At 56.4% G+C, this 13,546-nt stretch carries 14 protein-coding genes, 2 tRNA genes and 1 rRNA gene; 5 read left to right on the forward strand and 12 right to left on the reverse strand.

Annotation, left to right across the window (positions count from 1 at the left end):
• Positions 1–49 precede the first annotated feature (49 nt).
• Together ppiC (AB8846_RS21585) and ppiC (AB8846_RS21590) are read left to right on the forward strand one after the other, a co-directional pair.
• A complete protein-coding gene (gene ppiC, locus AB8846_RS21585) occupies positions 50–331 on the forward strand; it encodes a peptidylprolyl isomerase PpiC (RefSeq protein ID WP_059311514.1) in 282 nt (93 codons plus the stop codon).
• Positions 332–381: 50 nt separating this feature from the next.
• Complete coding sequence (ppiC, locus tag AB8846_RS21590) at positions 382–663, forward strand: peptidylprolyl isomerase PpiC (protein WP_023309650.1); 282 nt, start codon at positions 382–384, stop codon at positions 661–663.
• An 86-nt stretch (positions 664–749) separates the two neighbouring features.
• Here the strand turns inward: ppiC (AB8846_RS21590) and ilvC are convergent, their stop codons facing one another.
• Positions 750–2,225, reverse strand: coding sequence for a ketol-acid reductoisomerase (gene ilvC, locus AB8846_RS21595; RefSeq protein ID WP_023333828.1), 1,476 nt, complete (start codon positions 2,223–2,225; stop codon positions 750–752).
• A 152-nt stretch (positions 2,226–2,377) separates the two neighbouring features.
• Here ilvC and ilvY point away from each other — a divergent pair, with 152 nt between their 5' ends.
• Positions 2,378–3,268 carry an HTH-type transcriptional activator IlvY gene (ilvY, locus tag AB8846_RS21600; protein WP_063145041.1) on the forward strand — a complete coding sequence of 297 codons (891 nt, stop codon included), beginning with the start codon at positions 2,378–2,380 and terminating at the stop codon, positions 3,266–3,268.
• A gap of 92 nt (positions 3,269–3,360) precedes the next feature.
• On the opposite strand, the gene ilvA is transcribed toward ilvY, so the two are convergent.
• The 7 genes from ilvA to ilvL all read right to left on the reverse strand — a co-directional run bounded on the left by ilvA (position 3,361) and on the right by ilvL (position 9,911).
• Positions 3,361–4,905 (reverse strand): threonine ammonia-lyase, biosynthetic, encoded by a 1,545-nt coding sequence (gene ilvA / locus AB8846_RS21605; RefSeq protein ID WP_024907958.1) that lies wholly within the window; start codon positions 4,903–4,905, stop codon positions 3,361–3,363.
• 2 nt (positions 4,906–4,907) lie between these two features.
• Positions 4,908–6,758 carry a dihydroxy-acid dehydratase gene (gene ilvD / locus AB8846_RS21610; RefSeq protein ID WP_063145043.1) on the reverse strand — a complete coding sequence of 617 codons (1,851 nt, stop codon included), beginning with the start codon at positions 6,756–6,758 and terminating at the stop codon, positions 4,908–4,910.
• Between the two features lie 60 nt (positions 6,759–6,818).
• The gene (gene ilvE / locus AB8846_RS21615; RefSeq protein ID WP_023326297.1) at positions 6,819–7,748 is read right to left on the reverse strand and encodes a branched-chain-amino-acid transaminase; all 930 of its coding nucleotides are present in this window, start codon (positions 7,746–7,748) and stop codon (positions 6,819–6,821) included.
• 18 nt (positions 7,749–7,766) lie between these two features.
• Positions 7,767–8,030, reverse strand: a complete 264-nt coding sequence (gene ilvM, locus AB8846_RS21620) for an acetolactate synthase 2 small subunit (protein ID WP_003860184.1) — start codon at positions 8,028–8,030, stop codon at positions 7,767–7,769.
• Positions 8,027–9,673, reverse strand: coding sequence for an acetolactate synthase 2 catalytic subunit (ilvG, locus tag AB8846_RS21625; RefSeq protein WP_370733653.1), 1,647 nt, complete (start codon positions 9,671–9,673; stop codon positions 8,027–8,029). The genes ilvM and ilvG overlap by 4 nt, the downstream gene beginning before the upstream one ends.
• Positions 9,674–9,675: 2 nt before the next feature.
• On the reverse strand, positions 9,676–9,726 hold the full coding sequence (gene ilvX / locus AB8846_RS21630) for a peptide IlvX (RefSeq protein ID WP_166792073.1): 51 nt from the start codon (positions 9,724–9,726) through the stop codon (positions 9,676–9,678).
• 86 nt (positions 9,727–9,812) lie between these two features.
• Positions 9,813–9,911 carry an ilv operon leader peptide gene (gene ilvL, locus AB8846_RS21635; protein WP_001311244.1) on the reverse strand — a complete coding sequence of 33 codons (99 nt, stop codon included), beginning with the start codon at positions 9,909–9,911 and terminating at the stop codon, positions 9,813–9,815.
• Positions 9,912–10,252: 341 nt separating this feature from the next.
• On the opposite strand from ilvL, the gene AB8846_RS21640 reads away from it, so the two are divergent.
• A complete protein-coding gene (locus tag AB8846_RS21640) occupies positions 10,253–11,773 on the forward strand; it encodes a YifB family Mg chelatase-like AAA ATPase (RefSeq protein WP_370733654.1) in 1,521 nt (506 codons plus the stop codon).
• Positions 11,774–11,803: 30 nt separating this feature from the next.
• On the opposite strand, the gene AB8846_RS21645 is transcribed toward AB8846_RS21640, so the two are convergent.
• Entirely contained in the window at positions 11,804–12,142 is a 339-nt protein-coding gene (locus tag AB8846_RS21645; protein WP_023309658.1) for a DUF413 domain-containing protein, read from the reverse strand.
• Positions 12,143–12,260: 118 nt separating this feature from the next.
• Here AB8846_RS21645 and hdfR point away from each other — a divergent pair, with 118 nt between their 5' ends.
• Positions 12,261–13,082, forward strand: a complete 822-nt coding sequence (hdfR, locus tag AB8846_RS21650) for an HTH-type transcriptional regulator HdfR (RefSeq protein WP_029739573.1) — start codon at positions 12,261–12,263, stop codon at positions 13,080–13,082.
• A gap of 99 nt (positions 13,083–13,181) precedes the next feature.
• On the opposite strand, the gene AB8846_RS21655 is transcribed toward hdfR, so the two are convergent.
• The 3 genes from AB8846_RS21655 to rrf all read right to left on the reverse strand — a co-directional run.
• Positions 13,182–13,257: transfer RNA gene (locus AB8846_RS21655), tRNA-Trp, on the reverse strand.
• Between the two features lie 53 nt (positions 13,258–13,310).
• Positions 13,311–13,387: transfer RNA gene (locus tag AB8846_RS21660), tRNA-Asp, on the reverse strand.
• A 56-nt stretch (positions 13,388–13,443) separates the two neighbouring features.
• Positions 13,444–13,546 (reverse strand): 5S ribosomal RNA (gene rrf / locus AB8846_RS21665); the annotation flags it as partial.

The following is a 13,546-nucleotide window of genomic DNA, read 5'->3' on the forward strand; positions in this document are numbered from 1 at the left end:
CGGCTAATGATAAAGTGGAGAAATCGCGTTTAACCCGTAGAGCAGAACCATGAAAAAGACCGCAGCAGCCCTGCATATTCTGGTAAAAGAAGAGAAACTGGCCCAGGAGATCCTGACCAAGCTGGAGCGCGGCATCAGCTTTGATCATCTGGCGAAGCGTTACTCTAAATGCCCTTCCGGGCGCAATGGCGGGGATCTCGGCGAGTTTCAACAAGGTGCGATGGTCGGCCCGTTCGATCAGGCGGTCTTTAGCTGCCCGCTTCTGAAGCCCTACGGCCCGGTAAAAACCAAATTTGGCTACCATATCATTAAGGTGCTTTATCGCCGCTGACGCGTGGTATATTGCGCCCCGATTTATTTCAACCTATTCAAGGCACGATCATGGCAAAAACAGCAGCAGCAGTGCACATTCTCGTTAAAGAAGAGAAACTGGCTTTAGATCTTCTGGAGCAGATTAAAAACGGTGCCGACTTCGGCAAGCTGGCTAAGAAGCACTCCATCTGCCCGTCAGGCAAACGCGGCGGCGATCTGGGTGAGTTCCGCCAGGGCCAGATGGTTCCGGCGTTCGATAAAGTGGTGTTCTCCTGCCCGGTGCTGGAGCCAACCGGCCCGCTGCACACCCAGTTCGGGTATCACATTATCAAAGTTCTGTATCGCAAATAAAAAAGCCGGGTGGCGGCTGCGCCTTACCCGGCCTACATCTTACGGTTTTGTAGGTCGGGTAAGCGAAGCGCCACCCGACAAGGTTGTTAGCCCGCTACCGCGATACGCTTCATATCGGTCATGTAGCCACGCAGTTTGTGACCCACTTTCTCGATCTGGTGACTGCGAATCGCTTCGTTCACATCGCGCAGCTGCGCGTTATCCACCGCACCTTCCGCAATCGCTTTGCCCAGATCGCCCGTCTGCAGAGTGGTCATAAACTCTTTCAGCAGCGGTACGCAAGCGTAAGAGAACAGGTAGTTACCGTATTCTGCGGTATCAGAAATCACCACGTTCATTTCGTACAGACGCTTACGGGCGATGGTGTTCGCGATCAGCGGCAGCTCGTGCAGAGATTCGTAGTACGCAGACTCTTCGATAATGCCGGAATCCACCATGGTTTCGAACGCCAGCTCAACGCCTGCTTTCACCATCGCGATCATCAGTACGCCTTTATCGAAGTACTCCTGCTCGCCGATTTTACCTTCATACTGTGGCGCGGTTTCGAACGCGGTTTTACCGGTCTCTTCACGCCAGGTCAGCAGGTTTTTATCGTCGTTCGCCCAGTCCGCCATCATGCCGGAAGAGAATTCGCCGGAGATGATGTCGTCCATGTGTTTCTGGAACAGCGGTGCCATGATGGTTTTCAGCTGTTCAGACAGCGCGTAAGCACGCAGTTTTGCCGGGTTGGACAGACGGTCCATCATCAGCGTAATACCGCCCTGCTTCAGCGCTTCGGTGATGGTTTCCCAGCCGAACTGAATCAGTTTTTCCGCGTAGGCAGGGTCGGTGCCTTCTTCCACCAGCTTGTCGAAGCACAGCAGAGAACCGGCCTGCAGCATACCGCAGAGGATAGTCTGCTCACCCATCAGGTCAGATTTCACTTCGGCAACGAAGGACGATTCCAGAACGCCCGCGCGGTGGCCGCCGGTCGCCGCTGCCCATGCTTTGGCAATCGCCATGCCTTCGCCTTTTGGATCGTTTTCCGGGTGAACCGCGATCAGGGTCGGCACGCCGAAGCCGCGTTTGTACTCTTCGCGTACTTCCGTACCCGGGCATTTCGGCGCCACCATCACTACGGTGATGTCTTTACGGATCTGCTCGCCCACTTCAACGATGTTGAAGCCGTGGGAGTAACCCAGCGCGGCGCCGTCTTTCATCAGCGGCTGTACGGAACGCACAACGTCAGAGTGCTGCTTGTCCGGGGTAAGGTTAACCACCAGATCCGCCTGCGGGATCAGCTCTTCGTAGGTGCCCACTTTGAAGCCGTTTTCGGTCGCTTTGCGCCAGGAAGCACGCTTCTCAGCAATCGCTTCTTTGCGCAGGGCGTAGGAGATATCCAGACCGGAGTCACGCATGTTCAGGCCCTGGTTCAGACCCTGTGCGCCACAGCCGACGATGACCACTTTTTTACCCTGAAGGTAGCTCGCGCCATCGGCAAATTCGTCGCGCGCCATGAAGCGGCATTTGCCCAGCTGCGCCAGCTGCTGGCGCAAGTTCAGTGTATTAAAGTAGTTAGCCATGGGTGATACCTCGTGATGTTGTGTGTCTTATTGTTCGGTTCGCGTTTCAGCGAGAATGTACCCACATTACAACAGGAAATTTATTGCGGAAATTGATATATTCACAACGTCATGTTGCAATTTTTGCAATGTAAAAAGAGGGAGTGGAATCGGTGGATTTACGCGATCTGAAAATGTTCCTGCACCTGGCGGAAAGCCGCCATTTTGGCCGCAGCGCCCGGGCGATGCACGTTAGCCCCTCCACGCTTTCACGCCAGATCCAGCGCCTTGAGGAAGACCTCGGCCAGCCGCTGTTTGTGCGCGACAACCGCACCGTCACCCTCACGGAAGCGGGTGAAGAACTGCGCATTTTTGCCCAGCAGACGCTGTTGCAGTACCAGCAGCTGCGGCACTCGATTGACCAGCAGGGGCCGTCACTTTCCGGCGAACTGCATATTTTCTGCTCCGTGACCGCCGCCTATAGCCATCTGCCGCCCATTCTGGACCGCTTCCGCGCGGCGCATCCGTCGGTTGAAATTAAGCTCACGACCGGCGACGCCTCCGACGCAATGGAAAAAGTGGTGACGGGCGAAGCGGATCTCGCCATTGCCGGGAAACCTGAAACCCTGCCGGGCGCGGTGGCATTCTCAATGCTGGAGAATCTGGCGGTGGTGCTGATTGCCCCGGCGCTGCCCTGCCCGGTGCGCAATCAGGTATCGGTGGAAAAACCGGACTGGTCCACGGTGCCGTTTATCATGGCCGATCAGGGTCCGGTGCGCCGCCGCATTGAGCTGTGGTTCCGCCGTCAGAAAATCAGCAACCCGTCGATTTACGCCACGGTCAGCGGCCATGAGGCGATGGTGTCGATGGTGGCGCTGGGCTGCGGCGTGGCGCTGCTGCCGGAAGTGGTGCTGGAAAATAGCCCGGAACCGGTGCGCAATCGCGTGATGATTCTGGAACGCAGCGACGAGAAGACGCCGTTTGAGCTTGGCGTGTGCGCGCAAAAAAAGCGGCTGCATGAGCCGCTTATTGATGCGTTCTGGAATATTCTGCCCAACCACTAGCCGGATGGCGGCGCGAGCGCCTTATCCGGCCTACGGCTCGAAAGAACGTAGGCCTGATAAGCGCAGCGCCATCAGGCATTTTCCCGAGCTCCCTAGCCCGCAAGGAAGAACCTGAACGCCGGATTATGGGTTTCGTCGTGACACTCATAGCCCAGCTCGTTCAGCCGCGTTTCGAAATCCGGCTCGTGCTCGCCCAGTTCAAACGCCGCCAGCACGCGGCCGTAGTCGGTGCCGTGGCTGCGGTAGTGGAACAGAGAGATGTTCCAGTGTGTGCCCAGCGTGTGCAGGAACTTGAGCAGCGCGCCCGGCGATTCCGGGAACTCGAAGCTGAACAGACGTTCCCTGAGCGGCTTCGACGGACGCCCGCCGACCATATAGCGCACGTGCAGCTTCGCCATCTCGTCGTCAGAAAGATCGACCACGCTGTAGCCGCCCTCATGCAGCAGGTTGAGGATCTCTTTGCGCTCCTCCACGCCGCGGCTCAGACGCACGCCGACAAAAATACAGGCGTCTTTGGCATCGGCAAAACGGTAGTTAAATTCCGTCACCGAACGACCGCCCAGCAGCTGACAGAATTTCAGGAAGCTACCCTTCTCTTCCGGAATCGTCACCGCCAGCAGCGCTTCCCGCTGTTCGCCCAGCTCGCAGCGCTCGGAAACGTAGCGCAGGCCGTGGAAGTTCACGTTGGCACCAGACAGCACGTGCGCCAGACGCTCGCCGCGAATGTTGTGCTGCGCGATGTATTTCTTCATTCCCGCCAGCGCCAGCGCGCCGGAAGGTTCCGCTACCGCACGCACATCCTCGAACAAGTCTTTCATTGCCGCGCAGATAGCATCGCTATCAACCGTGACGATATCGTCGAGATATTCCTGGCACAGGCGGAAGGTTTCATCCCCAATGCGCTTCACCGCCACGCCCTCGGCAAACAGCCCGACGCGCGGCAGGTCTACCGGATGACCCGCATCCAGCGCCGCCTTCAGGCAGGCTGAGTCTTCCGCTTCAACGGCGATGACTTTGATCTGCGGCATCAGCTGTTTGATCAGCACCGCCACGCCCGCGGCTAAGCCGCCGCCGCCGACCGGCACAAACACGCGGTCGAGATGGGCATCCTGCTGCAGCAGTTCAAGCGCCAGCGTGCCCTGCCCGGCAATCACCATCGGGTGGTCGAACGGCGGCACCCAGGTGAAACCCTGCTGCTGCGCCAGCTCGATCGCTTTGGCCTTTGCTTCGTCGAAGTTAGCCCCGTGAAGCAGCACTTCGCCACCGAAGCCGCGGACCGCATCGACTTTGATGTCTGCGGTAGCGACCGGCATCACGATCAGCGCCTTCAGTCCCAGACGGGCAGACGAGAACGCTACGCCCTGGGCGTGGTTACCCGCCGACGCGGTAATCACGCCGCGCGCTTTCTGCTCGTCGGTCAGCCCGGCCATCATCGCGTAGGCGCCGCGCAGCTTGAAGCTGTGCACCGGCTGACGGTCTTCGCGCTTCACCAGGATCACGTTGTCGAGGCGCGAAGAGAGTTTTTCCATTTTCTGCAGGGGCGTAACCTGCACGGCTTCATAGACCGGCGCACGCAGCACCGCTCTCAGGTATTCCGCCCCCTCGGGGGCGGCGGATAAGGGTTGTGACTCGGCCATCATTAGCCCCCAAGTTTAGATTTATCGCGCACCGCGCCTTTATCTGCACTGGTGGCAAGGCTCGCGTAGGCGCGCAGGGCAAAGGAGACTTCGCGCTGGCGATCTTTCGGCGTCCATGCTTTGTCGCCGCGGGCTTCCTGCGCTTCACGACGGGCCGCAATCTCCTGGTCACTCAGCTTGAGCTGAATGCCGCGATTCGGAATGTCGATTTCGATCAGGTCGCCGTCTTCGATGATGGCGATGTTGCCGCCGCTTGCCGCTTCCGGCGAAACGTGGCCGATAGAGAGGCCGGAGGTGCCGCCGGAGAAACGTCCGTCGGTGATCAGCGCACACGCCTTGCCGAGGCCCATGGATTTCAGGAAGGTGGTTGGATAGAGCATCTCCTGCATGCCCGGGCCGCCTTTCGGCCCTTCGTAGCGAATAACAACCACGTCGCCTGCCACCACTTTGCCACCGAGGATGGCTTCTACCGCATCGTCCTGGCTTTCGTACACTTTTGCCGGACCGGTGAATTTCAGGATGCTGTCGTCCACGCCTGCGGTTTTCACAATGCAGCCGTTTTCCGCGAAGTTACCGTACAGCACGGCCAGACCGCCGTCTTTGCTGTAGGCGTGTTCCAGCGAGCGGATGCAGCCTTCGGCGCGATCGTCATCCAGGGTATCCCAGCGACAATCCTGCGAAAAGGCCTGAGTGGTACGAATACCCGCAGGACCCGCGCGGAACATTTTTTTCACCGCGTCGTCTTTGGTCAGCATCACGTCGTACTGGTCCAGCGACTCAGGCAGCGTCAGACCAAGCACGTTTTTCACTTCACGGTTCAGCAGCCCGGCGCGATCCAGCTCGCCCAGAATGCCCAGCACGCCGCCCGCGCGGTGTACGTCTTCCATATGGTACTTCTGGGTACTCGGTGCGACCTTACACAGCTGCGGGACTTTGCGGGACAGCTTGTCGATGTCGCTCATGGTGAAGTCGATTTCGGCTTCCTGCGCGGCGGCCAGCAGGTGCAGAACGGTGTTGGTGGAGCCGCCCATCGCGATATCCAGCGTCATTGCATTTTCAAACGCGGCTTTGCTGGCGATGTTGCGCGGCAGCGCGCTGGCATCGTCCTGCTCGTAGTAGCGTTTGGTCAGCTCAACGATGCGCTTACCGGCGTTGAGGAACAGCTGCTTACGGTCAGCGTGGGTCGCCAGCAGCGAGCCGTTGCCCGGCTGAGACAGACCCAGCGCTTCGGTCAGACAGTTCATGGAGTTCGCCGTGAACATCCCGGAACAGGAGCCGCAGGTCGGGCACGCGGAGCGTTCCACCTGATCGCTTTGCTCGTCAGAGACTTTCGGATCCGCGCCCTGGATCATCGCATCGACCAGGTCGAGCTTGATGATTTTGTCGGAGAGCTTGGTTTTCCCCGCTTCCATTGGGCCGCCGGAGACGAAGATCACCGGAATATTCAGGCGCAGGGAGGCCATCAGCATCCCCGGGGTGATTTTGTCGCAGTTGGAGATGCAGACCATCGCATCGGCGCAGTGGGCGTTTACCATGTACTCAACCGAGTCGGCGATCAGCTCGCGCGACGGCAGTGAATAGAGCATGCCCCCGTGACCCATCGCGATACCGTCATCCACCGCAATGGTGTTGAACTCTTTCGCCACGCCGCCGGACGCTTCGATTTGTTCGGCAACCAGTTTACCGAGGTCGCGCAGGTGTACGTGGCCCGGTACGAACTGGGTGAAGGAGTTCACCACGGCGATAATCGGCTTGCCGAAATCGGCGTCGGTCATTCCGGTGGCGCGCCACAGTGCGCGGGCACCCGCCATGTTACGGCCGTGGGTGGTGGTGGCTGAACGATACTTAGGCATGCTTTATTTACTCCCGTCTGACTATTTAATGGGACGGTGCGTGCCGTCCCAAATTTATGCTTAGTGATTAACCTGATCCAACCAGCCGTATTTATCTTCTGTTTCGCCGGTGAAGAGGCCAAAGAACGCTTGCTGAATACGTTTAGTGACCGGGCCACAGCGGCCTTCGCCCACCTGGATACCGTCTACGCTGCGCACCGGCGTGATTTCAGCCGCCGTTCCGGACATAAAGACTTCATCCGCCAGATAGAGGGATTCGCGGGACAGCACCTGCTCGCGCACTTCGATACCCAGATCTTTCGCCAGCTTGATGATGGCGTCACGGGTGATGCCCGGCAGCGCGGACGAGGTGAACGGCGGCGTGAACAGGATGCCATCTTTCACTTCAAACAGGTTTTCGCCCGCACCTTCAGAGATGTAGCCATTTACGTCCAGGGCGATACCTTCCTGATAGCCGTGACGGCGCGCTTCGCTACCGACCAGCAGTGAAGAGAGGTAGTTACCGCCTGCTTTCGCGGCGGTCGGGATAGTGTTTGGCGCCACGCGGTTCCAGGAAGAGACCATTGCGTCGATCCCCTGCTCCAGGGCTTCTGCACCCAGGTAGGCACCCCATGGGAACGCGGCAATGATCACATCGGTGTTATAACCGGCTGGCGGGTTCACGCCCATGCCGACGTCGCCCACGAACACCAGCGGACGAATATAGGCGCTGGTCAGGTTGTTCTTGCGAATCACGTCGCGGCAGGCTTCCATCAGCTCGTCGACGCTTTGAGAAACCGGGAAACGATAAATTTTGGCTGAGTCATGCAGACGCTGCATGTGTTCGCGATGGCGGAACACCACTGGCCCTTTGTGAGAATCGTAGCAGCGGATGCCTTCAAATACGGAGGTACCGTAGTGCAGCGCGTGGGACATCACGTGGACCTTCGCGTCCTCCCAGCGAACCATCTCACCGTTGAACCAAATGTAATCAGCTTTTTTTGTCGTCATTTTTTCGTCCTGTCACGCTTAAGCGCGGATTTGTTGTGATGTGGTTGTGCTCTGGCAGATGGCAACATGGGCAACGTCTACCAGCTTTGATAACTGACTAAACAGTAAGTCGACCGGCCGAGGGCTGGCAACGGTTAATTCGATACTGATATTTTGGGCGTCAGTGGCCGTCTCCATATTCATAGAGCAAATCTGAAAACCACGATGACGCACCACGCGCAAAACGCGTTCTAAGGTTTCCGGGTTGAAGCGAGCCTGTACGGCGACCTGATGCTGCATCATGATAATTTCTCCATCATTTGTGAGTTACTGGCACCAGGCGGTACCAACGGCCAGACGTTCTCGAGTTCGTCGATTGAGACATGAAGCAGGTAAGGCCCATCGCTGTTCAGCATGGTGTCGAGCGCCGCTTCAACCTGATCTTTACGGGTGATGTGCTGGCCAGGGATGCCAAAGGCGCTGGCCAGGGTGAGGAAATCGGGGTTATCGGTGAGAGTCGTTTCGCTGTAGCGCTCCTGGAAGAACAGCTGTTGCCACTGGCGAACCATCCCTAAACGCTGGTTGTCGAGCAAGACGATCTTCAGCGGCAACTGCTTACGCTTAACGGTGCCCAGCTCCTGAACGTTCATCATGAAGGAGCCGTCACCGGAGATACAGATAACGGTATCGTTCGGGCGGGCAACCTGTGCGCCAACGGCTGCTGGCAGACCGAAGCCCATCGTCCCTAACCCGCTGGAGGTGATGAAATTTTCCGGGCGGGTGTAGGTCATGTGCTGCGCGGACCACATCTGGTGCTGGCCTACGTCGGTAGTGACGACGCTGTCAGCCGGTTTATGGTCGGACAACTGCTTCAACAGCAGCGGCGCGTAGATGGCCTCGCCGGGATGATCGTAACGCCAGGCGTGCTCGGCGCGCATGTCTGCGGTGTGCTGACGCCATGCGTTGATATCCAGCGGCTGCTGCAATGCCGGTAACAGCGCGTTGAGATCGCCTTGCAGCGCAACGTGCGCCTGACGCAGCTTGTTCATCTCCGCCGGGTCGATATCCATATGGATGACTTTGGCGTTCGGCGCAAAAGTATTCAGCTTGCCGGTGACGCGGTCGTCAAAACGAGCCCCTACGGCGATGAGCAGATCGCACTCCTGCACCGCCAGGTTTGCCGCTTTGGTGCCGTGCATCCCCAGCATGCCCAGATAGTATGGGTAATCCGCGTCGACAGCACCGAGACCTTTCAGCGTGCAGGTCGCTGGCATCTGCGTTGTTGCGATAAATTCGCGCAGGGCTGGAACGGCCTGCGCCATGCCTACGCCACCGCCGACGTACAGCATCGGCTGTTTCGCCTGCGCCAACATCTGACGGGCCTCTTCCACTTCCGCATCCGGAAACGCATCGTCGCTTTCAACGGTAGAGAAGTGCGGCTCCAGATCGCCGAGTGCCACCTGGATATCTTTCGGGATATCCACCAGAACCGGACCAGGACGACCGGAGCTTGCCACTTCGAACGCTTCTGCCATTACGCGCGGCAGCTCTTCCAGAGACTGGACGAGGAAGCTGTGTTTGGTGCATGCCAGCGATAAACCGAGGACGTCGACTTCCTGGAAAGCATCGGTACCGATAAACGGAGACGCCACCTGCCCGGTGATGGCGACAACGGGAACGGAATCCAGCAGCGCGTCAGCCAGGCCGGTGATGAGGTTAGTTGCACCCGGGCCTGAAGTCGCCATACACACGCCGGTTTTACCGGTCGCTCGGGCATAGCCAATGGCTGCCATCGCTGCGCCCTGCTCGTGTCGGCACAAGAGATGTTCCACGCCGCCGTCATACAGTGCATCGTAAATCGGCATAATTGCGCCACCCGGATAACCGAATACTGTTTCGACTCCCTGCGCGCGCAACGCATGTACTACCCACTGTGCCCCATTCATAGTTAGTTCCCCGTCATAAATCGGGAGAAACAGAATTTTGTGCTAGTCGTCATTCTCTGCTCCTCATTTACGTTTTTTAGTCATAAAAAAACCCCCGGACCTTTCGGTGCGGGGGTCTTAGTTCGTTAAGGCTTGATTTCTAAGCCTTTCCTCGTCCAAGTGCAGCCCCGCACGGTGGGATAATAATCACCACCACGCTAATCACGACCAGGCTAATCACTCGTAGAAGGGCTGTCATTTTCAGTTCTTTCTGCATCTTGTTCGAAGGAATACCTAAAGAGTTATCACAGAATTCAAAACAAACACAAGATTTATTTATGGCTCATTTGATTAGCCAGCAAATCATATTTCTTAAAATCTTTGTTTTATATGAGGAAAATAGAAAATGAATATTTTTCATTTTTTTACTGCGGTTTTAAGCGTCAAAACGGGGCTTTTTACATTCTGCGAGGAGGCTTCCACGGTTATGCAATGGTTTCAGTGTGTGCTTAAAATCTCTGAACAGGCGGCGTAAATCCGCAAAATGACGCTAAACAGACAAAACAGGCGCTGGCATAGTTACTCCAGGAGGTAGTGCAAATGTCACTGTCAGTTGTTTTTACGCGTGCGGCTCTCGGGGTAAAGGCACCGCTTATTTCCGTCGAGGTTCATTTGAGTAATGGACTCCCCGGACTCACGCTTGTTGGGTTACCTGAAACGACGGTTAAAGAGGCCAGGGATCGCGTTCGCAGCGCAATAATAAATAGCGGTTATACCTTCCCCGCGAAGAAGATCACCATCAACCTTGCGCCCGCCGATCTGCCTAAAGAGGGGGGACGATACGATTTACCTATCGCAATTGCCCTTCTCGCGGCTTCTGAGCAGCTTAATACGACACGGCTAGGCTCGTATGAGTTCGTTGGCGAACTCGCGCTCACAGGCGCGTTAAGAGGGGTTCCCGGTGCGATATCGGGAGCGCTGGAAGCCATACGTGCAGGGCGGCAAATCATTGTCGCCAATGAAAACGCATCAGAAGTGAGTCTTATCGCCGAGAAGGGGTGCCTCATCGCGGGGCATTTACAGGAAGTTTGTGCCTGGCTGGAAGGGCGTCATGAACTGTCCGAGCCGGAGGAGTGTGATGATGTTATAGCGGATGCACCCGAGGATCTCAGCGAGATTATGGGACAGGAGCAAGGGAAACGGGCACTGGAGATTACGGCCGCAGGTGGACACAATCTTCTGTTAATTGGTCCGCCGGGTACGGGTAAAACGATGCTGGCAAGCAGGTTGAGTGGGTTGCTTCCACCTCTCAATAATCATGAAGCGCTGGAAAGCGCCGCCATATATAGCCTTATCAGTTCGACGTCGTTGCAAAAACAGTGGCGCCGTCGTCCTTTTCGTTCTCCGCATCATAGCGCTTCACTAACGGCAATGGTCGGCGGAGGGTCTATCCCCGGGCCGGGAGAGATCTCGCTGGCACACAATGGCATTCTGTTTCTTGATGAGCTGCCGGAGTTTGAGCGCCGCGTGCTGGATGCACTGAGGGAACCCATTGAATCCGGCGAGATACATATCTCACGTACGCGAGCCAAAATAAGCTATCCCGCGCGGTTTCAGCTGGTCGCGGCGATGAATCCCAGCCCGACGGGTCACTACCAGGGCAACCATAACCGCTGTACGCCAGAGCAGACGTTGCGCTATCTGGGTAAATTATCCGGCCCGTTCCTCGACCGTTTCGATTTATCCCTCGAAATACCCCTTCCCCCGCCGGGTCTGCTCAGGCAAACGGGCATGACGGGTGAAAGCTCAGCGGATGTACGCGAGCGGGTGATTGCAGCCCAGACGCGGCAGTACGCTCGTCAGAACAGACTGAATGCACGGCTGGATAATGCCGGGATCCGGCAGTTTTGTTCTCTTAACGTTGAGGATGCGGGATGGCTGGAGGAGACGTTGACGCGGTTCGGGCTGTCTATACGCGCGTGGCAGCGTTTGTTGAAAGTGGCCAGAACCATTGCTGACGTGGAGGGGTGCACTGACATTGAGAGGAAACATTTGCAGGAGGCACTGAGCTACCGCGCTATCGATCGTTTACTGCTGCATTTGCAGAAATTGCTGGCATAAAAAAAGGGGCCGTAGCCCCTTCTCTTCATTCTAGTCATCAGACTCGGTGTAGTCTTCTGCACCTTCCATCTGCGGCTTGCCGCCAGACAGCGTATGGAAGCGCTTTGGACGCTTAATGCGCGCCATGTACTTGATCCATACACGTTCCGCTTCAGACTCCGGCTCACGCTCACCACGGCAAACAGAAACAAACTGTTTTTCGTCTTCGGTAGCAGGTTCACGCTTCCCCAGATCCAGCTCGTTAAAGGCATAACCATGGCGCTCAAGCAGTTGAGCTTCTTTGATGGTGAAATCGCCGTGACGAGAGAACCCGCGCGGATAATGTTTATTGTCGAAAAAACGATTAGTCGTCGTAAAGCTTTCCGCCATCCTACACGCTCCTAATTCTTTGGCCGAGCTATTTATGGCGCGGAGTATTAGTTACGCTTGACAGAGTGTAAAACAAAACATTTAAATCATAACGACAAATAATTTTGCGGAGAAAGATGTGGATACGGAATTGCTTAAAACTTTCCTTGAAGTGAGCAGAACACGCCACTTTGGGCGAGCAGCTGAAGCCCTTTACCTGACGCAGTCAGCAGTCAGTTTTCGTATTCGACAGCTGGAAAATCAATTGGGTGTGAATCTTTTTACCCGCCATCGTAACAATATTCGCTTAACGCCTGCCGGCGAGAAACTGCTGCCGTACGCAGAAACGCTGATGAATACCTGGCAGGCGGCACGTAAAGAGGTGGCACATACTTCGAGGCATAATGAGTTCTCAATAGGGGCCAGCGCTTCTCTGTGGGAATGCATGCTAAGTCAGTGGCTTACCAGGCTGTATCATTCACACGGGCACCTACAATTTGAAGCAAGGATTGCACAGCGGCAGTCGCTGGTTAAGCAACTTCATGAGCGCCAGCTTGATCTTCTGATCACAACGGAAGCCCCCAAGATGGACGAATTTAGCAGCCAGATTGTGGGGCAGTTTGGCCTTGCGCTTTATGCCTCTGAACCTTCGATGATGAAGGCAGACCTGACCTATCTACGCCTGGAATGGGGGCCGGATTTTCAGCAGCACGAGACGGGGTTGATTGCACCTGATGATGTCCCACAGTTAACGACCAGTTCTGCAGAGATAGCCTGTCAGCAGTTGTCCCTGCTGAAAGGTTGTACCTGGTTACCTGTTCGCTGGGCAGACACTAAAGCTGGGCTGCACACCGTGATGGATTCCACTACGCTTACCAGGCCACTGTATGCGATTTGGCTGCAAAACAGTGATAAGCAATCGCAGATAAAAGATCTGTTAAAAATCAACGTAATGGATTGAGACATCAGCCAGCAGAAATGCTGGCTGAAAATTAAGAAGAGCGTTTTCTGCAGCGTTTCAGGCAAAAAAAAATCCTTTGCCGAAGCAAAGGATTCTATATGGCAGGGGCGGAGAGACTCGAACTCGCGACACCCGGTTTTGGAGACCGGTGCTCTACCAACTGAGCTACGCCCCTAAAGTTTTTTGCCATTAAGCCTGCCAGTAAGGCAGGCTTAATGTCTTAATAAGTGGCGGAACGGACGGGACTCGAACCCGCGACCCCCTGCGTGACAGGCAGGTATTCTAACCGACTGAACTACCGCTCCACCGAAGACTGCTTGTAACCACCGGATTTATACACCGGCTTACTACTTAATTTGATGCCTGGCAGTTCCCTACTCTCACATGGGGAGACCCCACACTACCATCGGCGCTACGGCGTTTCACTTCTGAGTTCGGCATGGGGTCAGGTGGGACCACCGCGC

This window comes from Enterobacter sp. KB-221C9 (assembly GCF_041320715.1).
Lineage (GTDB): Bacteria > Pseudomonadota > Gammaproteobacteria > Enterobacterales > Enterobacteriaceae > Enterobacter > Enterobacter asburiae_D.